Consider the following 26,236-nt stretch of genomic DNA (forward strand, 5'->3'; position numbering starts at 1 on the left):
AGCGTAACGTCCCGTCGTCGGCGCGGCGAGTCGCAACGACCCGCCGGTTCGAACCGCCGGCGCAGTGGATTGGGCGACGGGCGGTACGGTCGCCGGTGATGAGGCGGTGGGCGCTATGACGGACACGAACACGGGTCGGCAGGATGCCGCCGGTGGCGGGGACGGCGGCCGTGCAGGTCGGGCCAGCGTACTGCTGGGTGGTGGGTTGGCCGCTGTGCTGCTCGCCGCGATCGGCGCGACCGGCGGCTGGCTGCTGGCCGGCGAGGACGGCACACCCTCGGGGGATCCGCTGGCGGTCGCGACCACGGCCGGTTCGCCGACCGGTCGGGCCACCGCGCCTCGGCCGAGCACCGGCCGGACCACGCCGTCGGCCGTCCGGACCTCCGCCACGGCGACCAAGGCGGCCGGCCTGACGGTGCCTCCGGTGATCGGCATGGACTTCGAGCAGGCCCGGGAAGCGTTGCGCAGGCAGCGGCTGGGTTGGCGGCTGGTGTTCGGCAGCGGCGGCGGTCGTACGGTCGAGAGCACCTCACCGGCCGTGGGCAGCGAGGTTACCCGGGGTATGACGGTGCAACTGCACGTGGCTGGGCCAGCGCCATCCGCCGAGGTGCCGGACGTGGTCGGGAAGGACTGCGCCAAAGCCGTCGACGATTTGATCGACGAGGGCCTGTATCCGCGTTACATCAGCGGCCGCAGCGGCAAGGTCGCCCGGCAGGAGCCGGAGGAGGACGGCCCTGCCAGTTGGAACGACGAGGTCAGCATCTGGTGTGGGGCGGGCGCTCCGGACCAGCCGACCACGAAACCCACTCCCTGATCTTAAGGCCCCGCGGCCAAGCCTGGTGCAGGAGCCGGCGCGATCGGCCAGGGATCGGTGCACCACGTCCGCGACTGCGTCCGGCGCGGCTCGGCACGCTGATCCCCACCGATGGTGCGGTCGGCGGCTAGGTTGACGGTCGAGGGCCATGACGCCCGTCCGGGTTCGGGAAAGGACGTGCGATGAGCGACGACCGCCAGGAGCCACCCGACGGCGAGCACGACGATGACCGGACCCGCCCCCTGCCACCCGCAGCCGGCCGGCCGGAGCCGACCCAACCGGCCCGATCCGCGGCCGAGCCGGACAAAACGGCGCGGATACCAGCGGAGCCGTCGTGGTCCGGGCGGGCCGAGGTTCGACCTTCCCGGCCGGCTGAACCCGCTGGCGAGTGGTACGTCGAGGAGCAGGGTGGCCGGCGATGGTGGCTGCCGATCCTCTGGGGTGTTCTCGCACTGCTGCTCGCCGGCCTGCTCGGGGGAGCGCTCTGGTTGGGGCTCTCCAAGCGGGATGACGACCGGGACGATCCGGGTTCCACCCCGTCGCTCCCGCCGGCCAGCGCCACCAGCGCCGCACCGACCAGCGCATCCCCCACCACGGCCGGGCCGACCAGCGAGACGCCGAGCGAGACGCCGAGCAGCCCGGCGACCACCAGCACGCCGGACGAGGTGTCGGTGCCACCACTCGCCGGCCTGCCGCAGGCCACTGCCGAGGGGTTACTGGGCCGGCTCGGCATTGCCTACCGGGTGGTGTATCGCCCGTCGGAGTTGCCACCGGGGACTGTGGTGGGCACCGAGCCGGGAACGGGCACGCCGGTGTCGACCGACGACGAGGTGCTGTTGATCGTCTCTCAGGCTCGGCCCTCGACCGGGGTGAGCCCGACCACGGCGATCCCGACGTCGACGAGCACACCGTGATCGGCGGTCACCACATCCGACGGCGGTTGCCGACCAGGCCGAGGCCGGCGAGCGCGACGGCGAGCCCGAAGATGCCGGACCAGAACAGGGAGCGGCGGACGTCCGTCGCAGTGTGTCCGGCTGGAGCTGCTTCGGTGAGTTCCTGACGGCCGTCGGCCTGGCCGCCAGCGCCACGCCCAGCCACCGCCCCGGTCGGGTCGGTGACGTCGGCGTGGTTACTGGGGGCGTCGGCGCCGATCCAGCTGGGTTCCTCGTGCACCGATGGGCCGTCGTCCGTCGGTGGGTCGGCGTCGACCACGGTGATCTCCGGTGCGGGCACCGGTGTGGTCAGCCGGGTGGACGACATCGCCGGGTCGCGGACGAGGACCAGGAGTGTGGCCATCGCCCCGAGGAGGGCGAGCAGTCCAAATGCGTAGGCGATAAGGGAGCGGTGGTGCCGCCGTAGGGCGGGCTGATTGACCATGACCATCCCAGGGTCAGGGTCCTGGACGCGCGGTGGAACTGTGCCGGGGTGGGCGTACCAATTCTATGGCGACGGCACGCCCACCGGCGGCGGATCGGGTCGGTCAGCCGACGCGGAGCGGAGTACGGGCGACTGGCCGTCGGGCCCGTACGGTGTGCGGGCGGGGTTCGGGGGCTGCCTGCAGTTGCTGCAGCCCATCCCGTTGGACGAAGATCGACCGTCGGTTGACCGCGTCGCCCGCGGCGTTCAACTCGTAGCCGTCGAGCCAGAGCCAGCCGTCATAGGTGGGCCAGTCGAGCACCCGGATCACCCGGAACTTGATGGGCCTAAGAAACTGGACACTCGCCGCGCGAGTCACGTGCAGTACGTCACCGGTGCGGGGAAGCACATGGGCTCCTGGGGAGGATCGGCCGGCAGTTGTGCCGGCGGTGCCTGAACGGGGGAACGTCTCGGCCGGTGACGGGGTCGTGCCTCGTGAACCGGTGGTGCGGATGGTGGTGGCCGGGCCGTACCCCGCTGGTGGCGTGCCGCCACCCGACCACCACCCGGTGCTTCCGGGAACCGCGCCCGCCGCCGCAGCTTGCCGGCTTCCAGCGGCGGGGTCTTTACCCCGGAGCAGGTCTCGGTGTCGTCGGCCGGGCCCGCGCCCTGCCCGGCTTCCCCGGTTCGGTGGGGTCACCACTCCAAGGAAGCGGACGGAGACGCTGAGTGATCCGAGCCATACGGACAGAGTGCATCAGCGACGTGCTTCATGCAAGTTGCATGTCGACTTTTGCCGATACGTGAGCGCGTTGCGCGAAAGGCCTATTGAAGCCCTCCGCGTACGGACGGCACACTGAGAGCCGGTTTCGCCCGTCGCGGCCGGCCGAGGACCGGCACCACCCCCATCGTCGCGAACGCTCGCCGGTCGACGGTCGCGCCTCCGGCGGGTGTCACCCAGTGGCGCGTCAACCGGAGGTAGCCCGAGTGGGGTCGAGCAGCCAGCGGCGGAGACCAGCGACTCACGGGTTGTGCGATGAGTGAGCGGCGCAGTCCCACCATCAGACGGCGGCGGCTCGGTGCCGAGCTGCGCCGCCAGCGGGAGTCTGCCGGGATCACCATCGAAGTGGTCGCCGAGCAGTTGGAGTGCTCGGCGTCGAAGGTCTCCCGGATCGAGACCGGGCACACCACAGCCACCCCTCGCGACGTGCGGGACATGCTGCGGATCTACGGCGTGGTCGGTGCCGAGAGCGACGAGCTCGTGCAGATCGCCCGGGAGGCCCGGCAGAAGGGCTGGTGGCATCCGTACAGCACGGTGCTCGTCGGCGCGTACGTCGGGCTGGAGGCGGCCGCGAGTTCGATCCGGGCGTACGAACAGCAGGTCGTGCCGGGCCTATTGGAGACCGAGGAGTACGCCGGGGCGATGATCCGCGCCGCCCGTCCGGACTTCACAGCCGATCAGGTGCACCAAAGGGTGCGTGTCCGTCTGGGCCGTCAGTCGTTGTTGACCCAGGACGATCCGGTCGATCTGTGGGTGGTACTCGATGAGGCGGTGGTACGTCGGCCGGTAGGCGGGGACGAGGTGATGCGTGGCCAACTCAAGCGGTTGGTCGAGGTGGCCGAGTTGCCGAACGTGACGCTGCAGATCCTGCCCTTCGAGGTAGGTGCACATGCCGGCATGGACGGCACTTTCACGATCCTCAGCTTCCCTGAACCCGGTGATCCGGATGTTGTGTACGCGGAGAACGCCACGGGTGGGCTTTTCCTCGAGAAGAGCGACGAACTGCAGAAGTACAGCTTCATCTTCGATCACATCCGCGCTGCGGCCATACGTCCAGAGGAGTCCGTCGCACACATCGCAAAACTGGCAGAGGAGCCGTTGTGGAAATGGCGACCAAAAGGTTCCCCGTGGACCTGACGCAGGCAGCATGGTTCAAGAGCTCGAAGAGCGGGCCGAACTGTGACAACTGCGTCGAGGTGGCGTACGTGACGGGGGCGGTCGGAGTGCGCGACTCGAAGGACAAGGCGGGCCCAGCCCTGGTCTTCGCACCAGGTGACTGGCACGCCTTCGTCGGCGGCACCCGAGGTGGTGCGTTCGGCGAGGTCTGACCGAGTGGTCACGTGAGATCCCCGTCCGGGTCAGCCCGGATGGGGACCTTGCCGTGTCCGGGGAGGGTCGGCTCAGCGCCCGCGCCGCGACGGCGGTCGGCGAGGTTCCGCCGGGATTCCCGTCGCCACAGCGGGCCCGTCTCGTTGAACTGGTCGGTGCTTCGCAGGTCGACGACCGCCGCACCGATCGGCAACCGAGCGAGGTAGGCGAGACGGATGACGACGATCGGGTCAGACAATCTCACCAACGGTCCGGGCAAACCGGAGCGGTTCGGTGGCAAGTACCGCGGAGCGCGTCGGGACACCGTACTGACCGAGGTGGTGTCGAACGACCAGGAGATGAGCGGGCGGGACGCGTCCGCCTCCGAGTCGGCGGACCTTCCGCTCTCGCTGCCTTCGCTGGACCCGAACCCGCTGGTCGAGCCGTCGTTCCCGCCGACCGGCTGGCCGATGGAGCCCAGTGGGTCGCTGGCCGACCACCCGTTGTTGCGCGGGCTGCTGATGGAGTTGCCGCCGAGGGGCAGCGTGCCACCGCCAGGCTGGCTGGACCGGTGGTTCGAGGCGACCAGGGCGATCCTGGAGTTGCTATACGTGCAGGGGGCTGGCCGTCCGCGCTGATCGTGGGGCCTCGGGTTGGGCCCGCTCGGCGAACCTGTTGTGCCGTAGCGCGTGCCGGACACCAATGGCGAGCACCGTGAGCGCACCCACGGTGATCGCTGGCCCGGTGACAGCGGGTTCGGCACCGAGGTCGGTGCCGACCGCCGCGATCAACGCGGGCACGGTGGCCAAGGCGGTCACCTGCAGTGGCAATCCGATGAGTGGGTGGGCCGCGGCCGCGCGCAGCCCGTGCGGCGCAGGCGTGGTGGGGGCACTGGCGAACGCGCCCGCCCCGGCCCACAACCGGCGGATCCGCCGCAGGGAGCAGACCGTCGTCACGAGCGCCGGGCCGGCGGCCAGGGTGAGCCCGGCTGCGGCGCGGTCGACCGGCGCGGTGCCGGCACTGAGGAGGCCGCCGCCGAGCACGGCCGCGGTGAGCGCCATGCCGGTGAGGGTCAGCACCAGCAACCATCCGGTACGCCGGCGCAGCATGCGGGTGTTGTGCAGCCGGGGAAGCCCGTCGGCTACGACTCCGGCGGCCAGCCAGACGGCGGCGATCGGAATCAGGATGGTGAGGTGACTCTCCATGTTCGAGAGTCTTTCCCGAATCGCGGCGGGGCGAATCGGGGCCGGTCCCCCGTTCGCCCCGGACGCCAGGCCCGTAGGGGGCCATCCCACCGAGATTATGGACGTTTCGACATGTCCAATTGCCGGACCGCTGACTTACCCTCAGCTAGATCGGCAAGTGTCGATTGATGTTGGGACTGGCGGACGCGTTCCGCCGCCGGTCAGAGGGAGGTAGGAAATGGGTCTTCCACGAAGGTCCGTAATGGTCGGGGTGGTCACGGCGACCGTGCTGGCCGTCGGCACCCCGGCCCTGGCCGCCGAACCCACAGGTGTGGTCAGGGCCGCCGGCGGAGCCACCGCCGTGCCGGACAGCTACATCGTCGTACTCAAGGACAGCGCGGTGGCCCGCGACCAGGTCGTCGACACCGCGAAGCGGCTCTCCGGCCGACACGGCGGCAAGGTGGCCCGCACCTACGGCGCGGCACTGCGCGGTTTCGAGGTCACGGTGAGCGCGCGCGCGGCGGCGCGGATCGCTGCCGACCCGGCGGTTGCGTACGTCGAGCAGAACCACACCGTGTCCATCTCCGGAACGCAGACCAACCCGCCCTCCTGGGGCCTGGACCGGATCGACCAGCGCAATCTGCCCCTGAACAGCTCGTACACCTACCCGAACACGGCGTCCAACGTCCGCGCCTACATCATCGACACCGGCGTGCTCTACGGGCACAACGACTTCGGCGGCCGGGCCGTCTCGGGCTTCGACGCGGTGGACGGCGGCTCCGCCGACGACTGCAACGGCCACGGCACGCACGTGGCGGGCACGGTCGGCGGCTCCTCGTACGGTGTGGCCAAGGGCGTCCAGATCGTCGGCGTCCGGGTGCTCAACTGCCAGGGCAGCGGCACCAACGCCCAGGTGGTGGCCGGCATCGACTGGGTGACCGCGAACGCGGTCAAGCCGGCGGTGGCGAACATGAGCCTCGGTGGTGGCGCCAACAGTTCGATCGACACTGCCGTCAGCAACTCGATCAACTCCGGCATCACGTATGCGGTCGCCGCCGGCAACGGCGACGCCTTCGGCGTCCGGCAGAACGCCTGCAACTACTCCCCGGCGCGAGTCGCCTCCGCGATCACCGTGGGTGCGACGCAGAACAACGACGCCGCGGCGAGTTTCTCCAACTACGGCACCTGCGTGGACATCCTGGCCCCGGGCGTCAACATCACCTCGGCCTGGTACACCAGCAGCAGCGCGACAAACACCATCAGTGGCACCTCGATGGCATCGCCGCACGTCGCTGGCGCGGCGGCGCTGGCGCTGTCGGCGAACCCGTCCTGGAGCCCGCAGCAGGTGCGGGACTACCTGGTCAACAACTCCACTCCGAACGTGGTGACAAACGTCGGCACCGGCACCCCGAACAAGCTGCTCTACGTCGTGAACGGCACGCCGCCGGCCAACGACTTCTCCGTGTCGGTGTCGCCGACCTCCGGCTCCACCGCACCTGGTGGCTCGGTGACGGCCACCGTCGGCACGGCCACCACCGCCGGCTCAGCCCAGTCGGTAAGCCTCTCCGCCAGCGGCCTGCCGGCCGGCGCGACCGCGTCGTTCAGCCCGTCGACGGTGACGTCGGGCGGCTCATCCACCCTCACCATCGCCACCTCGGCGAGCACCCCCGCCGGCAGCTACCCGGTCACGATCACCGGCAGTGGCGCGGCGGGCACCCGCACGGCCACCTACACGTTGACCGTGACCGGTTCGGGTGGCGGCGGATGCTCCGGCAGCAACGGCACCGACGTGTCGATCCCGGACGCCGGCGCGGCGGTGACCAGCTCGATCACCATCGCCGGCTGCAACCGCAACGCCTCGTCGGCCTCCACCGTGGCGGTGAACATCGTGCACACCTACCGCGGTGACCTGGTCATCGACCTGCTCGCCCCGGATGGCAGCGCGTACCGGCTGAAGAACAGCAGCAGCTCGGACAGCGCGGACAACGTCAACACCACGTACACGGCCAACCTCTCCAGTGAGGCGGCGAACGGCACCTGGCGGCTTCAGGTGCGCGACGTGTACGGCGCTGACACCGGCTACATCAACACCTGGACCCTGACCGTCTGACCGATCTCCCATGACCGAGGCCCCACCCCGGGCACGCCGGGTGGGGCCTCGTGTCGTACGGAAATGGGATCAGACCGCGAAGGTCGCCGGCCGCTCGGTGGCCGGGGCTGGCGGACGGGCCTTCCACAGGCCGACCTTCTGAGCGAAGAGCCGGCTCAGGTAGGCCGGGTTGAGGATGACGTAACGGCGCCAGAGCCTCTTCGGCTCCAGACCGAGACGCCAGAACCACTCCAGGCCGGCGCGCTGCATCCACGGCGGGGGCTGGCGCAGCAGCCCGGCGTGATAGTCGAAGGCAGCGCCGACCGCCATCAGCGGCATGTCGAGCAACGGTCGCATGGCGTACGTGAAGACCTCCTGGCGCGGGCAGCCGAGCCCGACCAGGACCAGCCGGGCACCGCTGGAGCGGATCCGGTCGGCGATCTCGGCGTCCTCACCGGGCTGGACGGCACGGAACTTGGACGGCTCCACCCCGGCGATCTTCAGCGCGGGGAACATCCGCTCCAGCGCCGGGATCAACCTGGCGAGGGTTTCCTCGGTCGAGCCGTACAGGTAGACCGGCAGCCCCTCGTCGGCGAAGCGCGACAGCACGTGCAGGGTCAGCGTCGGCCCGTAGACCCGGTCGGTGAGCCCGGCGTGGTGCAGCAGGTTGAGCGCCCAGCGCACCGGCTGCCCATCCGGAGTGACCACGTCGAAGGAGTTGAGGCGCGCGTTGTGCGCCGGGTCCAACACACCAGTCATGACACCGTGCACCGCCAACGCGGTCAGCGCGAGCGGGCGTCGCTCGTGTGCCGCGGTCACCACCGCATCGGTCGCCGTCGCGTAGTCGGTGGCGTCGACCAGGACGCCGAGCACATTGCGCTTGGTCCGTGTGGTCATGCGGTGGGCACCCATTTGTCAACGTTAGCCTCGTAGATCTCCTGCAAGATCATTGGCACGTCGTAGGTGATCTTCCAGTCCGGGTACTGCGCCTCGAACCGGGCCATGCTGCTGACGTACCACTGGTGGTCGCCGGTGCGGTTCTGCTCGACGTAGTTGATCCGGGCCTCGCGGCCGGTGATCTCCTCGGCGATCCGGAACGCCTCGATGTGGGAGGTGTTGGAGTGCCGGCCGCCACCGAGGTTGTAGACCTCCGCGGATCGCGGGGCCCGGAAGAACGCCTCGAACGCGGTCAGCACGTCGCGTGAGTGGATGGCGTCCCGGACCATCTTGCCCTTGTAGCCGAACAGGTTGTATGTCCGGCCCTCCATCACGCAGCGCATCAGGTAGGCCAGGAACCCGTGCAGCTCGGCTGCGGAGTGCGCCGGACCGGTCAGCGTGCCGCCTCGGAAACAGGCGGTCTTCATGTCGAAGTAGCGCCCGTACTCCTGGACCATCACGTCCGCCGCGACCTTGGAGGCGCCGAAGACCGAGTGCAGCGAGTGGTCGATCGACATCTCTTCGGTGATGCCCTCGTACCAGTGGTGGTCCTCGGGCAGCTCGTACCGTGTCTCCTGCTCGAGCAGCGGCAGACTGTTGGGCCGGTCGCCGTAGACCTTGTTGGTCGAGCAGTGGATGAACGGCGCGTCGATCGCATGCCGGCGCGTGTTCTCCAGGATGTTGAGCGTGCCGCCGGCGTTCACGTCGAAGTCCGTGTAGGGCTCCTTGGCCGCCCAGTCGTGGCTCGGCTGCGCCGCGCTGTGGATCACCACGGCGATGTCCGAGCCGTACTTCTTGAACACCTGCTCCAGGCCGTCCCGGTCCCGGATGTCCACCGCGAAATGGGTGTAGGCGTTGCCCAGGTCACGGCCGAGCCGCTCAAGGCTCCAGGATGTGGAGCCGTCCTCGCCGAAGAAGTACCGGCGCATGTCGTTGTCGATGCCGACGACGTCCAGGCCGAGGCCGGCGAAGTGCCGGACCGCCTCGGAGCCGATCAGACCACCCGACCCTGTCACCAACGCGACACTCACACGCCACTCCCGGTCCATCGGAGGCAGAATCCATCGCAGCATAGCGTGACGCCCGGCCCGCCCCGATATGACGGAAGGGCCCCGCATTACGCGGAGCCCTCGTCGTTGGTGGGGATGGGGGGAGTTGAACCCCCACGCCCTTTCGGGCACACGGACCTGAACCGTGCGCGTCTGCCATTCCGCCACATCCCCGTGGCACGACCCGGAACACTGTAGCCGCCCCGGCCCCGCTGTCTCCAACGGGCCTCGGGAATATTACGCTGTCCCAGCCGCTCGCCACGAGCGATTACCGTTCGTGGCGGACGAAAGATTAGCACGACAGTCCGGGCCCTTCCGAATGGGCCGAGAGCAGGCGGCCGAGCGGCGTGTGAGCTGCGCGCGCGCCGGCCGGATACCATCATGTCCTCGGGACCCGAGGAGGAGCCGGTGAGCGTGCTGCAACGCTTCGAGAAGCGTCTGGAAGGCCTGGTCGAAGGGGCCTTCGCCAAGGTCTTCAAAGGGGTGGTCCACCCCGTGGAGATCCTCAACGCCATGCAGCGGGAGGCCGAGGCGCACAAGGCGATCCTGGCCGGTGGGCGCACGTTGGTGCCCAACCGCTACGTGATCGATCTCTCGCCGTTCGACCACAGTCGGCTGGCGCCGTACGCCGCCGCGCTGGCCCAGGAACTGGCCCAGTCGCAGGCGGAGTTCATCGGCGAGCAGGCCTGGACGGTCTATGGCGACGTGATCGTCGAGATCGAGCGAGGCGAGGGCCTGGACACGGGCATGTTCCGTGTCACGGCCGAGGTCTACACCGGCGGCGAGGTCGCCCCGGTGTCGGCACCCGGCTACGACGCCGGCCCGCCCGCCTACCCTGCGTACGACCAGGGTGGTGGCTACGGCCCGCCGCCCGGTCACGGTGGCGGTCGCAACGTGCGGCTGGTCTCCGGCGATGGTCGCACCTACCCCCTCCAGATGGGGTCGACGGTGATCGGTCGCGGCGATCAGGCCAATCTGCGCCTGCCCGACGTCGGCATCTCCCGGCGACACGCCCGGCTGGATTTCGACGGGGGGCAGGTCGTGCTGACCGATCTGGGTTCGACCAACGGCACCATGGTCAACGGGCAGCGGGTGTCCGCCGTCGCTCTCAACCCTGGTGACATGGTCCAGCTCGGCACGACGACGCTGACCTTCCGCGTGGACGGCTGACCCGCCTTGCCGGAGTTGGTCATCACCGTTGCCCGGTTCGGGTTCCTGATCCTGCTGTGGATCTTCGTGTTCACGGTGGTCGGCGTGATCCGCCGGGACCTCTTCGCGGGCGCCCGGTCCGGTCGCCTGGTAGCCGCGCCGCGTGCGGTGGGCGCCTCGACCGGGCAGTTGGCGAAGCCGGCGAAGGTGAAGCGGGGCAGGGCGGCTCACCAGATGGTGGTGACAGCCGGTCAGCTTGCCGGCACCAGGATCACTCTCGGTGAAGCGCAGATCACCATTGGTCGTGCTGAGGACTCCACCCTGGTCATCACCGACGACTACGCCTCCGCGCGACACGCCCGGCTCGTGCCGCGCGACGGGCAGTGGTACGTCGAGGACCTCGGCTCGACTAACGGCACGTACCTCGATCGCGCTAAGGTCACCGGACCAACCCCCGTCCCCCTCGGCGTGCCGATCCGGATCGGCCGCACTTCCCTCGAATTACGGCCATGACTCTGACCCTGCGCTATGCGGCCCACAGCGACCGCGGTCTGATCCGTGACGGCAATCAAGACTCCGTCTACGCCGGGCCGCGGCTACTCGCCGTTGCCGACGGCATGGGCGGTATGGCCGCCGGTGACGTCGCCAGCAACATCGTCATCGGTGCCATGGCGCCGCTCGACGAGGACGTCCCGGGGGACGCTCTCGTCGATGCGTTGCGTTCGGCCGTGGGCACCGCCAACCAACAACTCCGCGACACGGTGGACGCCAACCCGCAGTTGGAGGGGATGGGCACCACGCTGACGGCGACCCTCTTCACCGGCAGCAAGCTGGGGATGGTCCACATCGGCGACTCGCGGGCCTACCTGCTGCGCAACGGCGAGTTCGCGCAGATCACCAAGGACGACACCTACGTCCAGATGCTCGTCGACGAAGGCCGGATCAGTGCCGAGGAGGCGAGCAGCCACCCGCAGCGGTCGCTGCTCACCCGAGCCCTCGACGGCCGGGACATCGACCCGGAGTACTCGGTGCGCCAGGTGCTGCCCGGCGACCGGTACCTGATCTGCAGCGACGGCCTGTCGGGTGTGGTCAGCGCCGAAACCATCGGCGACACCCTGCGGGAGTACACCGACCCGCAGCAGTGCGTCGAGCGGCTGGTGCAGCTCGCGCTGCGCGGCGGTGGACCGGACAACATCACGGTGATCATCGCCGATGCCACGGATCAGGACATCGTCGAGGCGAGCCCGATCGTCGGCGGTGCCGCCGCACGAGACCGGGGTATGGCGACCTCCGCCGACGACTCGACTCCGGCTGCCCGGGCCTCGGCGCTCGCCGCGCCACGCCCGGCCGCGCCCGAGGAGCCAGCGGCCTCGGACGACGAACCGGACCGGCCGAAGCGCCGCCCGGTGCGGACCGCCGCCATGGCACTGGCCCTGCTGGTGATCGTCGGCGGAGGGTCCTTCGCGGGCTGGACGTACACGCAGCGGCAGTACTACGTGGGAGCCACCGAGGAGGGGCAGGTCGCCGTCTTCCGTGGCGTCCAGGGTCAGATCGCCGGGATGGATCTCTCCACCGTGCATCGCCGCAGCGGCACCCGACTGGACGACCTCACGGTCGCTGCGCAGGACACTGTCAAGGTCGGCATCCGGGCCAAGAGCGAGCCGGACGCCGAGCGCCAGCTCGCCGAGCTGACCAGTGACACTCCGAGCAACCCCAACCTGAAGCCGCTCTGCCCGCTCGACCCGACCGCCGCGGTGGGCGGCACTCCCACGCCCACGCCGACCGGCACCGCGCCGACCGGCACCGCGCCGACCGGCACGACGCCGACCGGCACCGCGCCGACCGGCACGACGCCGACCGGCACCGCGCCGACCGGCACCACGCCGACCCCGAACGGCAGCCCGAGTGCCAAAGTGCCGCCGACCCCCAACGGGGTTGTCAGCGCGAGCCCGACTGTCGGTGCCACCGCCGCTGTCGGTGCGACCGGCCCGACCACCACACCCGACGTCACGCCCTCCGACTCGGCCCCGCCGGCGCTCGACCCAGCCGGTTGCCGGTCTCCTGAGTAAGCGTCGGCTGAGATCCCGAGGACTCCACCCGTGACCGTAGCGGCCACACCGGCACCCTCGCCCGCAACCGCGGGCGAGCAGTCCGGCGTACGCCTGGCGCGGTCGCGCCGGAACGCCGAGCTATCTCTGCTGCTGCTCGCCATGGCGTTGGTGGCCGCGTACGGGGCGACCGTCGAGGCGAACCTGCTGGACACTGTCACCCCGGATTTCTGGATGCCCGCCGCCGCGCTCGGTGCGGTCTTCCTCGGTCTGCACCTGGTCATCCGGTTCCTGGCCCCGTTCGCCGACCCGGCCCTGCTTCCGGCGGTGGCCCTGCTCAACGGGCTCGGGGTGGGCTTCCTCCGCCGGATCGACCTGGGCGAAGCCCCGGTTGCCGACCGGGAGGGTCTGGCGACCTTCGCGGGGCAGGGCGGGCGCCAGCTGGCCTGGACGCTCGGTGCGGTGATCCTCGCCGCCGGCCTGCTCGTCCTCATGCGCGACCACCGGTCGATCTCCCGGTACGCGTACACCCTGGGGTTGGCCGGCATCGTGCTGGTGATGATCCCGGCGGTGCTGCCGTCGAAAATCTCCGAGCGCAACGGCGCCAAGCTGTGGATCCAGTTCGGCGAGAGCTTCTCCATCCAGCCGGGTGAGTTCGCCAAGTTGGCGCTGCTGGTCTTCTTCGCCTACTACCTAGTCCGCAAGCGCGAGGTGCTGTCGCTGGCCAGCCGGCGATTCCTCGGCATCGACTTCCCGCGCGGCCGCGACCTCGGCCCGGTGGTCGGGGTCTGGCTGATCAGCGTCCTGGTGCTGGTCTTCGAGAAGGACCTGGGCACCTCGCTGCTCTACTTCGGCATGTTCGTGGTGACGCTCTACATCGCCACGGAACGGGTCAGTTGGCTGCTGATCGGTCTGGTGCTCTTCTTCGGCGGCGCGTACCTCGCCTACGTTCTCGGCGAGACGGTCGGCGGCCCGTTCGCCAACTTCTACCTGCGCGCCGAGATCTGGCTCGACCCGTTCGCCGATCCGACCGACAAGGGCTACCAGTTGGTGCAGGGGCTGCTCGCGCTCGGCACCGGCGGCCTCTTCGGTGCCGGGCCGGGCGGCGGCCAGCCCGGGATCCTGCCCGAGGTGCAGAACGACTTCATCTTCGCCGGCATCGGTGAGGAGCTCGGCCTCTTCGGGCTCTCCGCGCTGCTGGTCGTCTACCTGCTGATCGTGGAGCGAGGGCTGCGTGCCGCGCTCGCGGTGCGGGACTCGTTTGGCAAGCTGCTCGCCGGTGGTCTCGCGTTCACCCTCGGTCTGCAGGTCTTCGTGATCGTCGGCGGGATCAGCAAGCTCATCCCGCTGACCGGTCAGACCACCCCGTTCCTGTCCGCCGGTGGTTCGTCACTGATGGCGAACTGGCTGCTCATCGCGGTGTTGCTGCGGGTCTCCGACGGCGCCCACCGGCCGGTCACCGGGGCCGGTGGTAAGGCTCCCCGGCCCTCCGCCGGCCCGCCCGAGCAGCTGCATGGTGCTCCCACGGAGGTGATCAAGCCGTGAACGCACCCCTGCGCCGTGTCGGCGTCGTCGTCATGGTCCTGTTCGGCCTGCTCTTCGCGAACCTCAACTGGATCCAGGCCTACAAGGCCGACGAATACCGCACCAGCGACTACAACGGCCGGGTCCAGGTTGCCGACTACAAGCGCAAGCGCGGCAACATCGAGGCTGGCGGCACGGCAGTGGCCACCAGCAAGGAGACCACCGGCACGCTGAAGTTCCTGCGCACCTACCCGGGCGGCGCCGAGTACGCCCACGTGCTCGGCTACAAGCCGGTCAACCTGGCCGACCAGGGCATCGAGCGGGTGGAAGACGACTTCCTGGCCGGCACCAGCGACCAGTTGATCGGCGACCGGTTGAAGGACATGTTCACCGGTGACGACAGCGGTGGTGGCAACGTGCTGCTCACGCTCTCCAAGAAGGCTCAGGACGCGGCGTACAACCAGCTGCGCAACAACCAGGTGGGGGCGAAGAAGGGCGCGGCGATCGCCATCGACCCGCGTACCGGCGCGGTGCAGGCGCTGGTCTCCATGCCCAGCTTCGACCCGAACCCGCTGGCCAGCCACACCACCAGCGAGGCGGCCGCGGCGTTCAACAAGTTGGAACAGGACCCGGACGGTCCGCTGAAGAACCGCGCGCTCTCCGAGACGCTGCCCCCGGGCTCCACCTTCAAGATCGTGGTGGCTGCGGCAGCCCTGGAGGCCGGCATCACCAAGACGACCCAGATCCCGGCCGGTCCCAGTTGGACCCCGCCCACCTCGGGCAGCCCGATCCGCAACGCCGAATCGTCGATCTGCCCCCAGCCGAAGGTCACCCTGCTGACAGCGGTCACCGATTCGTGCAACACCGGCTTCGCCCAGCTCGGCGTGCAGCTCGGTGCCAACGCCATCAAGGAGAAGGCCCGACAGTTCGGCTTCGAGCAGGAGGACCTGACCGTCGGCGAGCTCGGTGAGGGCGGCCTGCCCACGGCGGCCAGCCGGACCGGCACCATCCAGAACGCCGACGGCGGGGACGACCCGGCCGCGCTCGCCCAGTCCTCGATCGGGCAGCGGGACGTTCGGATGACCCCGCTGGAAGGCGCCATGATCGCTGCCTCGGTCGCCAACAGCGGCAGCCAGATGCGGCCGTACCTGGTGCGGCAGCTGCTCGCCCCGGACCGGACCACCAGCTACTACACCGCCAAGGCACGGGAGCTGCGCCAGCCGGTCAGCTCGCAGGTCGCGGGCGACCTGCGCGACATGATGGTCAGCGTGGTCCAGAACGGCACCGGCAAGAAGGCCGCGATCAGCGGCTACACGGTCGGCGGCAAGACCGGCACCGCGCAGTCCGCTCCGGACCGGCCCGACCACGGCTGGTTCATCGGCTTCGCGTTGGACAAGAACGGCACCCCGATCTCTGCGGTCTGCGTGATGCTCGAACAAGCCGGACCCGGTGGCAGCGGCGAGGCAGCCCGGATCGCCGGCCAGATCATGCGGGCCGCGATCGCCGACCCCGGGGGTCGCTGACATGCTCAGCCCCGGCGTCCAGCTCGGCAACCGCTACCGTCTCGACGAGCGGATCGCCAGCGGCGGCATGGGCGACGTCTGGCGCGGCACCGACCAGGTGCTCGGCCGGACGGTCGCGGTGAAGAGCCTGCTCCCCGCGCTGCTCGACGACCCGGACTTCGCCGAGCGGTTCCGCGGCGAGGCCCGCACCATGGCCACGATCAACCACCCCGGCGTGGTGGACGTCTACGACTTCGGCAACGACCAGCAGATCGCGTTCCTGGTCATGGAGTACGTCGAGGGCGACGCCCTGTCGTCCACGCTGAGCCGGGTCGGCCGGCTCACCCCGGCCCGGACGATGGCCCTTGTCGCGCAGGCTGCGGACGCGTTGCACGCCGCGCACGAGAAGGGCATCGTGCACCGCGACGTGAAGCCGGGCAACCTGCTGGTCCGGCCGAACGGCACGCTGGTGCTTACCGACTTCGGCATCGCCCGCTCCGATCTGGTCGGCCAGCTCACCGCCGCCGGCTCGGTGCTCGGCACCGCCTCGTACATTTCGCCCGAGCAGGCCACCGGCGGCGTGGCCACCCCGGCGTCCGACGTGTATGCCCTCGGCGTGGTCGCCTACCAGTGCCTCGCCGGCCGGCGCCCGTTCGAGGGCGACAACCCGCTCGACATTGCGATGCGGCACGTTCGGGAGACTCCCCGGGCGCTTCCCTCAGACATCCCCCCGCAGGTGCGCGCGTTGGTGGAACGGGCGTTGGCCAAGGACCCGACCGCCCGCTGGCCGAGTGCCGCTGCCCTCGCCGGGGTCGCCCGCCAGCTCAAGGCCGCGCTCTCCCAGCAGGCCAGGGCTGGTGGCAACTCCGGGCCCGTCTCCGCGGCGCCAGCCTCGCCCGCAGCGCCCGGCCGGGCCCAGGTGCCGCAGGCGCACCAAATGCGTCCGCCAGGTGCCCGCCCGCCGGCCGCCGGGCCGAGACCGACCGCGGTCGCGCCGGCACAGCAGCCGCGCCCCACCGCCGTCGCGCCGGCCGTTCCGTCCGCCCGGCCGCCGGTTGCGCCGAACGGATACCCGCGCGGTGCCGCAGCGGTGCCGTCGGCACCACCCCGCCAGCTTCAACCGTCGGCGTACGCCCGGCAGGCTGGCCCGTCGGCGCCGGTAACCGAGCCCCGCCGGTCCCGGCCCGGAATGGTGCTTCTCGCCATCCTGTTGGCTGTGCTGGTCCTGGTCTGCTCCGGCGTGATTTCCTACAACCTGCGGAAGCAGTCGCAGGACGGTCAATCCGCTGGGCCGACTCCGCGCGCCGTGACGTCCAGCGCGCTGCAACTCGACAGACGCGACGATCCGACCCGGACGTCGTACCGTCGGGAGATACGACTCCAGCCGGGCGACGGCGGGACGACGACGAGCGAAGGACGACAGACGCGATGACAGCGCAGGCCCGCCTGCTCGGTGGCAGGTACCAGGTCGGCGAGCTGCTCGGCTACGGCGGCATGGCCGAGGTGCACCGCGGTCGCGATCTCCGGCTCGGTCGGGACGTCGCGATCAAGATGCTCCGTACCGACCTGGCCCGGGACGCGACGTTCCAGATGCGGTTCCGTCGGGAGGCGCAGAACGCCGCCTCACTCAACCACCCGGCGATCGTGGCGGTCTACGACACCGGTGAGGAGACAGCGCCGACTGGCGAGACGCTGCCGTTCATCGTGATGGAGTTCGTCAACGGGCGGACCTTGAAGGAGGTCCTCGGCGCCGAGGGGCGGCTGCAGCCGCGCCGGGCTCTGGAGATCTGCGCCGACATGTGCGCTGCCCTGGAGTTCAGTCACCGGCACGGCATCATCCACCGGGACATCAAGCCCGGCAACGTGATGCTCACCCAGACCGGCCAGGTCAAGGTGATGGACTTCGGTATCGCCCGCGCGCTGGCCAGTGGTGCGACCACCATGACGCAGACCAGCGCGGTGATCGGTACGGCCCAGTACCTCTCCCCGGAGCAGGCGCGCGGCGAGGCCGTCGACGCCCGCTCCGACGTGTACGCGGCCGGCTGTGTGCTCTTCGAGCTGGTCTGCGGGCACCCCCCGTTCGTTGGGGACAGCCCGGTCAGCGTTGCCTACCAGCACGTACGGGAGACGCCGCCGACGCCGAGCGACATCAACCCGGACGTCACCCCGGCCATCGACGCGATCGTCTTGAAGGCGCTGTCGAAGAACCCGCTCAACCGCTACCAGAGCGCTGGCGAGATGCGGGCCGACCTGCTCCGCGCTGCCGCCGGCCGGCCGGTGTTGGCCACCCCGGTGCTGCGTGAGGCGGAGACGGTGCCGATGGCCCCGGCCGGCGGCCGGGGCGGCTACCCGGCGCCCACCGTTGGGCAGCAGACCGGGCAGATGGCCCGGGTGGGCGATCCGCGCCAGCGCAAGGCGTCCTCCTGGTTGATCGCGACGTTCAGCGCCGTCGGCGTGCTGGCGGTGATCGCCCTGGTCGCTGCTCTGCTCTGGGCGCAACAGCAGGACGAGGCCAACAAGCGGGTGCCCTCCCTCGTCGGCAAGAGCCAGGCCGTCGCGGTCGCCGAGATCGAAGCCGCCGAGCTCAGGCCGAATGTGGGCGAGCCCGTCCTCGCCAACGACTGTACGGAAGGCACTGTCGCCAAGCAGGATCCTCTGCCGAACGCTCAGCTGGAGCAGGCCAGCACGGTGACCATCCAGCTCTGCGCTGGCAAGCCGGACGTGAAGATTCCCGCTGGCCTGATCAACTCCCAGTACGCGAACGTCAAGCCCCAACTTGACGAGAAGGGCTTGAGGGTTGAGTTGAAGGAGGTGGACAACGCTGCGCCGAAGGGCATCGTCCTCAAGCTGACCCCTCCGTCGGGGTCCACCGTCGCGCCGAACAGCAAGGTGACCGTCGAGGTCTCCAGGGGCAACATCAGCAAGGTGCCCAACGTGATCAACTCGACGCAGGAGGAAGCCGAGCAGGAGCTTCGCGAGGCGGGTTACAAGGTCGAGTTCCGCGACGGTGACGAGGTGCCGGCCGACCAGGCCGGCCGGGTCCAGAAGCAGAGTCCGGGTCCGAACACCGAGCTGGCCAAGGGCAGGACCGTGACCATCGAGATCGGCGTCCCGGAGAAGGTCGTCGACCCGACGCCCACCGGCACGCCGACCAGCACGCCGACGGTGACGCCAACCACGCCCGGCACCGGGGGCGGCATCGGTCTGCCGTTCCCGCCCCAGCCGACCAGGCTTCCTGAGGACTAGGCGCAGACACCACGGTCCCGGGCTTCGGCATGCGTGACGCGGAAACTTCCGGTGTCGAGTCGGCGGTAAGCCGCCGCCGTCCTCGACGCCTCAGGCGCGTGGCCATTCTGGGAGCCGCCGTGCTGCTGCTCGCCAGTCTCCCGTGGTTGTGGACGACACTCGCCGCCCGCAACCACGTGTACGCCGAGGCGGAGGCACCGGCCGCCGACGTGGTGATCGTCCTCGGCACCGCCGTGGCGGCCGATCGGCAGCGGCCGGGGGACCGGCTCGCCGGCCGCCTGGAGACCGCCGCCGAGTTGGTGACGAGCGGGCGGGCCAAGGTCGTGCTCGTGTCGGGCGATGGTGGCGGCACCTCGGGTGACGAGCCGACGGTGATGACGTCGTACCTCACCGAGCTTGGTGTCGACGCGCGCCGTGTGGTGGCCGACCCGTTCGGCCTGGACACGTACGACAGTTGCGCCCGAGCGCGCGAGGTGTACGGCGTCGAGCGGGCCCTGATCGTGACCCAGTCCTACCACCTGTCCCGGGCGGTGACGCTGTGCCGGCATCTCGGCCTCGACGTCGACGGAGTCACCGCGCGGTGCGACGGTTGCGGACCCGTCCTGCTCGCTGAGAAGTCGGTGCGGGACTACTTCGCCAGTGGCAAAGCGGCGTGGGACGCGGTCCGGGACCGCGCGCCAGCGGTCCGCTCGCCCGCAAACCCGGCGGTCCAGGACGCGCTGCGGGGCTGACCCGGCCGGTGTGCCGTCCCGGGCGCGTGACTGAGCGGCGGAGCCTCAGGTGGTGGCGAAGGCGGCCCGGCGGCGGGCGTCGACCTCGGCGGCGAGCGCGGGTGCACGCTCCAGCGCCTCCTGGTGACCGCAACTGGCCAGCCAGTTCGCCAGCATCAGATGGCCGCCCTCGGTCAGCACCGACTCCGGGTGGAACTGGACGCCCTCGATGGGCAGCGTCCGGTGCCGCATCGCCATCACCACGCCGGAGCCGGTCCAGCCGGTGACCTCCAGCTCGCTCGGGAGTGTCTCGGGCAACACCGCGAGCGAGTGGTACCGGGTGGCGGTGAACGGGTCGGGCAGGCCGGCAAGCACACCGGCCGAGTGGTGCTGGACCTCGGAGGTCTTGCCATGCAGCAACTCGGGTGCGCGCGTCACGGTCGCCCCGAACGCCTCACCGATCGCCTGGTGGCCGAGGCAGACGCCGAAGATCGGCAGCTCGCCCGCGTACTGTCGAATGACGTCCAGGCAGATGCCGGCTCGGTCGGGGCTGCCCGGCCCCGGCGAGAGCAGGATGCCGGCCGCGTCCACCTTGCCCACGTCGGCGACGTCGATCTCGTCGTTGCGGCGGACCTCGCAGTCCACGCCGAGTTGGCCAAGATATTGCACGATGTTGAAGACGAACGAGTCGTAGTTGTCGATCACCAGGACGCGCATGGTCACCTGCTCGGGGAGGACGGCGCGGGATTGTTCTGGTCGGTGTCGTACGGCAGCTCGTGCTCATCGCCCGCCGGGGTGTCCCCGGTCACCGGGCCGCCGTCGCCCGATTCTGCGGGAACGCCGGACTCGACCTGCACATCGTCGAACGGCAGCAGAGGCTCGGCCCATGGGAAGGCGACATACCAGAGCAGGGCCACCGTGGCGGCCACGAGCAGCACGGAGCCGACCAGCTTTCCGATCACGCCGAACGGCAGCTTGCGCCAGATGAACGAGTACATCGGGTCAGCCTCCCAGCTCGGCCGGGCGGCCCGCCGACTTGGGTTGGGTGCGGTCCAACTCGGCGTGGATGATCAGCCGCTGGTAGTTGTCGAACTTCGGGTTACACGTGGTCAGGGTGAGCATTCGCTTGGTCGGCTTCTTGTCGGGCTCGCCGGGCACCGGCGCCACCACTTCGACCTGGGTCGGCTTGACGATCCGCGACCGCGACACCCGGTAGACGTACCAGTCGGTCTTGCTCTCGACCACGATCGCGTCGCCCTCGTCGAGCTCGTCCAGCCGCCAGAAGGTCGCCCGGTTGCGGTGGCCGGCGACGGAGAAGTTGCCCACCTGGCCGGGCAGTGCGCTGGCCGGGTAGTGGCCCGGGGCGTAGCGGATGTCGGCCTGGGTGACGCCCTCGACCACGACCCAGTTCTTGTCGAGCTTGGGGATGTAGAGGCTTGCGAGCGGCTTGCCGCGTACCGGAGGGGATGGTTTGACGCTCGGGCCGGCCGACGGGGCGACCGTCGGGTCGTCGGTCGGGCCCCACGCCTGATTCAACTGGGTGTTGAGGTCGTTCTGGTGGGCGTCGACGATGGCCGACTTGCCCCAGACCTCGTAGCCGGCGAAGAGCAGCACCACCAGGCCGAAGGTGATCAGGACCTCGCCGGTGACGCGGACGCCGGTGCGCAGCCGGGAGCCGAACGACGGGCGGGTGAGCTCGGAGTAGACGCTCTTGTAGCCCTCGCCCGTCTGGTGCGGCCGGAGCTGGACCACCCGCTCGCCGCGCCGCGGCCGGGGAGGCTCGGCGGGGTTGTCCCCGCCACCGGTCGGCTCGTCGGGGACCGATGTGCGGGGGACGGCACCCATCAGCGCGGTCGTGTCAATGGTTGGCGGTCGGGTGGTGGGTGTGGCGGGCACAGCCGGAATCAACGCGGTAGCGGCGGGGTCGGCGGCCCGGGTCGGCCCGGTGGGAGGGACTCGGCCCGGTCCGGCGAGCGACAATCTGTCCTGCCCGGAGTGCGGGGTGGGGTCGGGGGCGGCCGGTGAGATCGGAGCGGCCGGGGAGCCGGTCGGCCGGGCGGGCCTGGCGGCGATCTTCGGGATGAACGCGGTCGGCGCGTCGGCAACCGGCGGCGTCGAGGGGCCGGCCGGGGCGGGCTGGTTCGACGTGCCGGAGGTCGGCGGCCGGGTCGGCATCCCACCGGGCGTACCCGGAGGGGTCGGGGAGGCTCCTGGCGTGCCACCGGCGGCCGGCGGTCGGGCGGACGCTGCCGGTCGGGTGGACGCGGCCCCGGGCGCGGCTGGTCGGGTGGACGCGGCCCCGGGCGCGGCCGGTCGGGTGGACGGGCCGTTGGGCGTGGGGGGTCGGGTCGGGGCGTTGCCGGGGACAGCGGGCCGAACCGGGCCCTGGTTGGCCGCGGTCGGCCGGCCGGGAGCGGCCGCGGGGGGAAGGCCGGACCCTCCGTGCGCGCCCGGCCCGACGGCGGGGCTGCCCGGCCAGCGCGGCGGGGCTTCGGCACCTGGGCGGCCCGGGGTGTGGGTCGGGTCGGCCGGGCCGGGAGGCTCAGGCGTGGCAGGCGTGGCAGGCGTGGCTGGTGGGCGCGACGCACCGGGCCGGGAGGGCAGCACCGGCTCGGGCCAGTTGCCGGCCGGGGGCCGTCCAGGTGCCGACTCGGGTCGGTCGACCTTGGGCAGGAAGGTGGTCGGATCGTCGGTCTGGTCTCGGTGTCGTCCGTCGCGACGCTCGTCCGGGCCGCTCACTTGAGCACCGTCGCGGAGCGCAGGGCGGTCGAGTCCTCGAATGCGGGAACTCGCACCGTGGAAGCTGTCTCCTCGTAACCGAGCTGATAGTCGTCGACCGCGCCCTTGAACAACCGGACTCCCTCAGAGCTGGCGAGGGCCTGCTGGAGGGCAGCGGGGTCGCCGATTGCTACGATCTTGAACGGTGGGGAGTACACCCGGCCATGAAGCAGCAGGGTGTTACCGACGCAGCGTACCGCGCTGGTCGTGAGCACGCGGACGTTCATGATTGACATGGCCTCCGCGCCGCCCGCCCAGAGCGCGTTGACCACCGCCTGTACGTCCGCCTGGTGCACCACCAGGTCGTCGTTGCTGGCGTCCGACTGGGTCTGGTCGAGTTGTGGCGCGTCGTTCAGTTCGACCGTGACCCCCGGCCCGCCGAGGGCGGTGAACCCGGCGGCCTGGACGCTGCCCTGGGCGCGATTCTGCTGATCCTTGATCGGGGCATCCGAGCCGGCCAGCGTGTTGGTCCGTTGCTCGACCTCGCCGCGCAGCGTGGCGGCGCGGCGTTCGCTCGCCGCCACCTGCTCGCGCCGGTCCTCGATGAGCTGGTTGAGCTGGGGCCGTCGGTCCTCGCGCAGAGCGGTGCCGTCGGCGGTGGTCGCGCTGGTGGTGAACAGCAGGCCTGCCGCGGCAGCGATCAGGGGCACCCCGATCGACCAGCCCGGTCGGCGTTGACGCGGTCGCCGGGGCAGCAGCCCGGCGGCGGCCCGTCGGAGGACCTTCTGCCAGGAGGTAGCGCCGGATGTGTACTCCACCGAGCGTTCCTTCCGCGTGTCGTGGATCGGTCCGCCCCGGCCGGGCCGGTGATGCGAACAGTCCCGCCTTTTTCGGTCACGCCCTGCACCGGCCTGACCCCATTCGTGGTCCGGACGGGCAATCGGGACTACGCTAGCTGTCGAACATTATTGGCCATGGACCGTCGCCCCCGCGCCCGGTTGTCAGGCCGGACGAGGTCGTCACCCCTCTGGAGAGCGTCGTGCCCAAGTCTCAGGTCCGCAAGAAGAAGGTGTACACCCCGCCGACGGACGTCCGTCCGACGACGGCGGCGTCGACGCGCAAGCCTAGCCCGGTGTGGCTGCCGATCACCGCGGTCGCCTTGATCGTCGTTGGAATCGGCTGGCTGGTGCTCTATTACCTGTCCGAGCAGGAGTACCCGGTCATGGCGTGGGGTTACTGGAACCTCGCCGTTGGCTTTGGCGCGATGGTCGCCTCGCTGGGGTTGCTCTCCCGCTGGCGCTGAGCCGGCTCGGCGCTGTCGCGTCGACGGCGCCAGGTCACCCCACCCAGCCCCTGCCCAGCAGGATCGGGTGGGGCCCCCTATGGTGTCCGCAGGCAGCGCGGCCTACTGCGAGATGACTCACGTTACTGCTGGGTAACCTTCGCGTAGGCTGCACTGCATGACCGAGCAGAGCGAGGTCATCAGGCAGCAGACCGGGGAGGCCAACTCGATGGGCAGCGTCCAGATCGTCACCACGATCCTCGCGGCCGCCATCACCGCCGTTGCGGTGTGGCTTGCGGTGCGTGCGGTCCTGAAGATGGTGGCAGTCATCCGGCTCGGGCAGCCTGCACCGGAGCGGTTCAGCGACAAGGCCACCCGGGCCAGGACCATGCTCGTGGAGACTGCCGGCCACACCCGAATGCTCAAGTGGGGCGTGGTGGGTGCCGCGCACTGGTTCGTGATGGTCGGCTTCATCGTGCTGTCACTGCTGGTGCTCGAGGCGTACTTCGAGGTGGTCACCACAGGCGGTGGCCTGCCGATCATCGGGCACTGGACGATCTTCGGCCTGGTTACCGAGATCATCGGGGTGCTGGGTCTGGTCGGCATCCTGGTGCTGATGGCGATCCGGCTGCGCAATCGGCCGACCCGGCCGGGCGGGCGGTCCCGGTTCACCGGCTCGACCATGTGGCAGGGCTACTTCGTCGAGTGGATCGTCCTGCTGGTTCTGATCTTCGGCTTCGTGATCCGGGGCTTCAAGGTCGCCACCGACCACTTCGAGTTCCCGTTCTGGGCCACCCCGGTCAGCCACGCGGTCGGCGCGGTGCTGCCGGCCTGGGAGGACGGGGTCAGCGTCGCCGCTGCCGTCAAGATCATCATTTCGATGACCTGGCTGATCGTCATCTCCCTGAACGTCACCATGGGTGTTGCCTGGCACCGCTTCCTGGCGTTCCCCAACATCTTCTTCAAGCGCGAGCCGGCCCGGCCGGCCGGCTCCGGCCTCGGCGCGCTGCGCCCGATGACGAGCCAGGGCAAACTGCTCGACTTCGAGGAGGCCGACCCGGAGTCCGACCAGTTCGGCGTCGCCCACGTCGAGCAGTTCAGCTGGAAGGGCCTGCTCGACTTCAGCACCTGCACCGAGTGCGGTCGCTGCCAGTCGCAGTGCCCGGCCTGGAACACCGCCAAGCCACTGTCGCCGAAGCTGCTCGTGCTGAGCCTGCGCGACCACGCGTACGCCAAGGCGCCCTACCTGCTGGCCGGTGGCGGCAAGGACCTGACCGGCGAGGAGAAGGCCACCCAGGCGCAGCTCGCCCACCTCGACGTACTGGCCCTGGCCGAGGCGGACCGGCCGTTGATCGGCACCGCCGAGGAGGGCGGCGTCATCGACCCCGACGTGCTCTGGTCGTGCACCACCTGCGGCGCCTGCGTCGAGCAGTGCCCGGTGGACATCGAGCACGTCGACCACATCGTCGACATGCGCCGCTACCAGGTGCTGATCGAGTCGAGCTTCCCCTCCGAGGCCGGCGTGATGCTGCGCAACCTGGAAAACAAGGGCAACCCGTGGGGTGCCCCGCAGAACACCCGCGAGGACTGGACCAAGGGCCTGGACTTCGAGGTGCCCCGGGTCGGCGAGGTGGACGACTTCGAATACCTGTTCTGGGTCGGCTGCGCCGGCGCATTCGAGGACCGAGCCAAGAAGACCACCCGCGCGGTGGCCACGCTGCTCAACGAGGCGGGCGTGAAGTTCGCGATCCTGGGCGAGGGCGAGACCTGCTCCGGCGACCCGGCGCGGCGGATCGGCAACGAGTTCGTCTTCCAGATGCTCGCCCAGCAGAACGTGGAGACGCTGAACGAGGCGTTCGAAGGCCGGGAGAAGGCCAAGCGCAAGATCGTCGCGACCTGCCCGCACTGCTTCAACACCCTGGGCAACGAGTACGGCCAACTCGGCGGCGAGTTCGAGGTGGTCCACCACACCCAACTCCTGGCCCACCTGGTCGCCACCGGCAAGCTCACCCCGGTGCAGCCGGTCGACGGCGGCGTCACCTACCACGACCCCTGCTACCTGGGTCGACACAACCGGATCTTCGCGGCACCCCGCGAGGTCCTTGGGAGTGCCATCGCAGGCGGAGCCGGAGATGGCCAGGGTGGCGCAGCCATCGTTTCCGGTGCGGGCCGCGACAGCGGCCTGGTCGAGATGCCGCGCAACAGCGAGCGCTCCTTCTGCTGCGGTGCCGGCGGTGCCCGGATGTGGATGGAAGAGAAGATCGGCAAGCGGATCAACGTGGACCGGGTCGAGGAGGCCATGGCCACCGGGGCCAGGACGGTCGCCGTCGGCTGCCCGTTCTGCTCGACGATGCTCAACGACGGGGTCAACGGCAAGGGCGCCGGCGAGCAGGTTGAGGTGGTCGACGTGGCGAGCGTGCTGCTCCGTTCGGTCAAGCCGGAGCAGCCGCAGGGCGGCAAGGAGACCGCGTCGATCGGCGGTTGAGGGCGTACACCTGGGATCTGTTCATCGACGACGGCGGCCCGGTGCGGGCCGCCGT

At 70.3% G+C, this 26,236-nt stretch carries 26 protein-coding genes and 1 tRNA gene; 16 read left to right on the top strand and 11 right to left on the bottom strand.

Going from position 1 to position 26,236, the window contains the following annotated elements:
- Positions 1–115 precede the first annotated feature (115 nt).
- Together ACLQ28_RS04950 and ACLQ28_RS04955 are read left to right on the top strand one after the other, a co-directional pair.
- Positions 116–814 carry a PASTA domain-containing protein gene (locus ACLQ28_RS04950; protein ID WP_425684992.1) on the top strand — a complete coding sequence of 233 codons (699 nt, stop codon included), beginning with the start codon at positions 116–118 and terminating at the stop codon, positions 812–814.
- A gap of 182 nt (positions 815–996) precedes the next feature.
- Positions 997–1,728, top strand: coding sequence for a PASTA domain-containing protein (locus tag ACLQ28_RS04955; protein WP_425684993.1), 732 nt, complete (start codon positions 997–999; stop codon positions 1,726–1,728).
- A gap of 7 nt (positions 1,729–1,735) precedes the next feature.
- On the opposite strand, the gene ACLQ28_RS04960 is transcribed toward ACLQ28_RS04955, so the two are convergent.
- Together ACLQ28_RS04960 and ACLQ28_RS04965 are read right to left on the bottom strand one after the other, a co-directional pair.
- Positions 1,736–2,191 (bottom strand): hypothetical protein, encoded by a 456-nt coding sequence (locus ACLQ28_RS04960; RefSeq protein ID WP_425684994.1) that lies wholly within the window; start codon positions 2,189–2,191, stop codon positions 1,736–1,738.
- A 103-nt stretch (positions 2,192–2,294) separates the two neighbouring features.
- Positions 2,295–2,579, bottom strand: coding sequence for a hypothetical protein (locus tag ACLQ28_RS04965; protein WP_425684995.1), 285 nt, complete (start codon positions 2,577–2,579; stop codon positions 2,295–2,297).
- Positions 2,580–3,206: 627 nt separating this feature from the next.
- Between ACLQ28_RS04965 and ACLQ28_RS04970 the strand changes: the two genes are divergently transcribed.
- On the top strand, positions 3,207–4,088 hold the full coding sequence (locus ACLQ28_RS04970) for a helix-turn-helix domain-containing protein (protein ID WP_110562910.1): 882 nt from the start codon (positions 3,207–3,209) through the stop codon (positions 4,086–4,088).
- The gene (locus tag ACLQ28_RS04975; RefSeq protein WP_425684996.1) at positions 4,058–4,279 is read left to right on the top strand and encodes a DUF397 domain-containing protein; all 222 of its coding nucleotides are present in this window, start codon (positions 4,058–4,060) and stop codon (positions 4,277–4,279) included. Before ACLQ28_RS04970 ends, ACLQ28_RS04975 begins: the two co-directional genes overlap by 31 nt.
- A gap of 8 nt (positions 4,280–4,287) precedes the next feature.
- Here ACLQ28_RS04975 and ACLQ28_RS04980 read toward each other — a convergent pair whose 3' ends face one another.
- Positions 4,288–4,518, bottom strand: a complete 231-nt coding sequence (locus tag ACLQ28_RS04980; protein ID WP_425684997.1) for a hypothetical protein — start codon at positions 4,516–4,518, stop codon at positions 4,288–4,290.
- On the opposite strand from ACLQ28_RS04980, the gene ACLQ28_RS04985 reads away from it, so the two are divergent.
- A complete protein-coding gene (locus ACLQ28_RS04985) occupies positions 4,496–4,897 on the top strand; it encodes a hypothetical protein (RefSeq protein ID WP_425684998.1) in 402 nt (133 codons plus the stop codon). The genes ACLQ28_RS04980 and ACLQ28_RS04985 overlap by 23 nt on opposite strands.
- On the opposite strand, the gene ACLQ28_RS04990 is transcribed toward ACLQ28_RS04985, so the two are convergent.
- Positions 4,865–5,464, bottom strand: coding sequence for a hypothetical protein (locus ACLQ28_RS04990; RefSeq protein ID WP_425684999.1), 600 nt, complete (start codon positions 5,462–5,464; stop codon positions 4,865–4,867). The two genes, ACLQ28_RS04985 and ACLQ28_RS04990, sit on opposite strands and share 33 nt — an antisense overlap.
- Before the next feature lie 217 nt (positions 5,465–5,681).
- On the opposite strand from ACLQ28_RS04990, the gene ACLQ28_RS04995 reads away from it, so the two are divergent.
- Positions 5,682–7,553, top strand: coding sequence for a S8 family peptidase (locus ACLQ28_RS04995; RefSeq protein ID WP_425685000.1), 1,872 nt, complete (start codon positions 5,682–5,684; stop codon positions 7,551–7,553).
- A 69-nt stretch (positions 7,554–7,622) separates the two neighbouring features.
- Here the strand turns inward: ACLQ28_RS04995 and ACLQ28_RS05000 are convergent, their stop codons facing one another.
- From ACLQ28_RS05000 to ACLQ28_RS05010, 3 genes are all read right to left on the bottom strand, one after another.
- Positions 7,623–8,444: a WecB/TagA/CpsF family glycosyltransferase gene (locus ACLQ28_RS05000; protein WP_425685001.1), complete on the bottom strand. Its 822-nt coding sequence runs from the start codon at positions 8,442–8,444 to the stop codon at positions 7,623–7,625.
- On the bottom strand, positions 8,426–9,541 hold the full coding sequence (locus ACLQ28_RS05005) for an NAD-dependent epimerase/dehydratase family protein (RefSeq protein ID WP_425685002.1): 1,116 nt from the start codon (positions 9,539–9,541) through the stop codon (positions 8,426–8,428). The genes ACLQ28_RS05000 and ACLQ28_RS05005 overlap by 19 nt, the downstream gene beginning before the upstream one ends.
- A 64-nt stretch (positions 9,542–9,605) precedes the next feature.
- Positions 9,606–9,691 (bottom strand) — tRNA-Leu (locus tag ACLQ28_RS05010).
- Between the two features lie 207 nt (positions 9,692–9,898).
- Between ACLQ28_RS05010 and ACLQ28_RS05015 the strand changes: the two genes are divergently transcribed.
- The 8 genes from ACLQ28_RS05015 (at position 9,899) to ACLQ28_RS05050 (ending at position 19,717) form a co-directional block, all read left to right on the top strand.
- Positions 9,899–10,687: an FhaA domain-containing protein gene (locus ACLQ28_RS05015; RefSeq protein ID WP_007454122.1), complete on the top strand. Its 789-nt coding sequence runs from the start codon at positions 9,899–9,901 to the stop codon at positions 10,685–10,687.
- 6 nt (positions 10,688–10,693) lie between these two features.
- A complete protein-coding gene (locus tag ACLQ28_RS05020; protein WP_425685003.1) occupies positions 10,694–11,179 on the top strand; it encodes an FHA domain-containing protein FhaB/FipA in 486 nt (161 codons plus the stop codon).
- Positions 11,176–12,735, top strand: a complete 1,560-nt coding sequence (locus ACLQ28_RS05025) for a PP2C family protein-serine/threonine phosphatase (protein ID WP_425685004.1) — start codon at positions 11,176–11,178, stop codon at positions 12,733–12,735. Before ACLQ28_RS05020 ends, ACLQ28_RS05025 begins: the two co-directional genes overlap by 4 nt.
- Before the next feature lie 30 nt (positions 12,736–12,765).
- Entirely contained in the window at positions 12,766–14,259 is a 1,494-nt protein-coding gene (locus ACLQ28_RS05030) for an FtsW/RodA/SpoVE family cell cycle protein (protein WP_425685005.1), read from the top strand.
- Positions 14,256–15,761 (top strand): peptidoglycan D,D-transpeptidase FtsI family protein, encoded by a 1,506-nt coding sequence (locus ACLQ28_RS05035; protein ID WP_425685006.1) that lies wholly within the window; start codon positions 14,256–14,258, stop codon positions 15,759–15,761. Before ACLQ28_RS05030 ends, ACLQ28_RS05035 begins: the two co-directional genes overlap by 4 nt.
- 1 nt (position 15,762) lies before the next feature.
- The gene (locus ACLQ28_RS05040) at positions 15,763–17,172 is read left to right on the top strand and encodes a protein kinase domain-containing protein (protein ID WP_425685007.1); all 1,410 of its coding nucleotides are present in this window, start codon (positions 15,763–15,765) and stop codon (positions 17,170–17,172) included.
- Complete coding sequence (pknB, locus tag ACLQ28_RS05045) at positions 17,169–18,986, top strand: Stk1 family PASTA domain-containing Ser/Thr kinase (protein WP_425685008.1); 1,818 nt, start codon at positions 17,169–17,171, stop codon at positions 18,984–18,986. Before ACLQ28_RS05040 ends, pknB begins: the two co-directional genes overlap by 4 nt.
- Positions 18,987–19,084: 98 nt before the next feature.
- Positions 19,085–19,717: a SanA/YdcF family protein gene (locus ACLQ28_RS05050; RefSeq protein WP_425685009.1), complete on the top strand. Its 633-nt coding sequence runs from the start codon at positions 19,085–19,087 to the stop codon at positions 19,715–19,717.
- 45 nt (positions 19,718–19,762) lie between these two features.
- On the opposite strand, the gene ACLQ28_RS05055 is transcribed toward ACLQ28_RS05050, so the two are convergent.
- Genes ACLQ28_RS05055 through ACLQ28_RS05070 form a run of 4 tightly spaced genes read right to left on the bottom strand, consistent with a single transcriptional unit; the run spans position 19,763 to position 23,232 of the window.
- Positions 19,763–20,413 carry an aminodeoxychorismate/anthranilate synthase component II gene (locus tag ACLQ28_RS05055; protein WP_425685010.1) on the bottom strand — a complete coding sequence of 217 codons (651 nt, stop codon included), beginning with the start codon at positions 20,411–20,413 and terminating at the stop codon, positions 19,763–19,765.
- A 2-nt stretch (positions 20,414–20,415) separates the two neighbouring features.
- A complete protein-coding gene (locus ACLQ28_RS05060) occupies positions 20,416–20,694 on the bottom strand; it encodes a hypothetical protein (RefSeq protein WP_425685011.1) in 279 nt (92 codons plus the stop codon).
- Positions 20,695–20,698: 4 nt separating this feature from the next.
- A complete protein-coding gene (locus ACLQ28_RS05065) occupies positions 20,699–22,435 on the bottom strand; it encodes a class E sortase (RefSeq protein WP_425685012.1) in 1,737 nt (578 codons plus the stop codon).
- A complete protein-coding gene (locus ACLQ28_RS05070) occupies positions 22,432–23,232 on the bottom strand; it encodes a DUF881 domain-containing protein (RefSeq protein WP_425685013.1) in 801 nt (266 codons plus the stop codon). The genes ACLQ28_RS05065 and ACLQ28_RS05070 overlap by 4 nt, the downstream gene beginning before the upstream one ends.
- 221 nt (positions 23,233–23,453) lie before the next feature.
- Here ACLQ28_RS05070 and ACLQ28_RS05075 point away from each other — a divergent pair, with 221 nt between their 5' ends.
- Both ACLQ28_RS05075 and ACLQ28_RS05080 read left to right on the top strand, forming a co-directional pair.
- Positions 23,454–23,717, top strand: coding sequence for a cell division protein CrgA (locus ACLQ28_RS05075; RefSeq protein WP_425685014.1), 264 nt, complete (start codon positions 23,454–23,456; stop codon positions 23,715–23,717).
- 208 nt (positions 23,718–23,925) lie between these two features.
- Positions 23,926–26,181, top strand: a complete 2,256-nt coding sequence (locus ACLQ28_RS05080) for a (Fe-S)-binding protein (protein ID WP_425685340.1) — start codon at positions 23,926–23,928, stop codon at positions 26,179–26,181.
- Positions 26,182–26,236 lie beyond the last annotated feature (55 nt).

This window comes from Micromonospora sp. DT201, from assembly GCF_049841575.1.
Lineage (GTDB): Bacteria > Actinomycetota > Actinomycetes > Mycobacteriales > Micromonosporaceae > Micromonospora.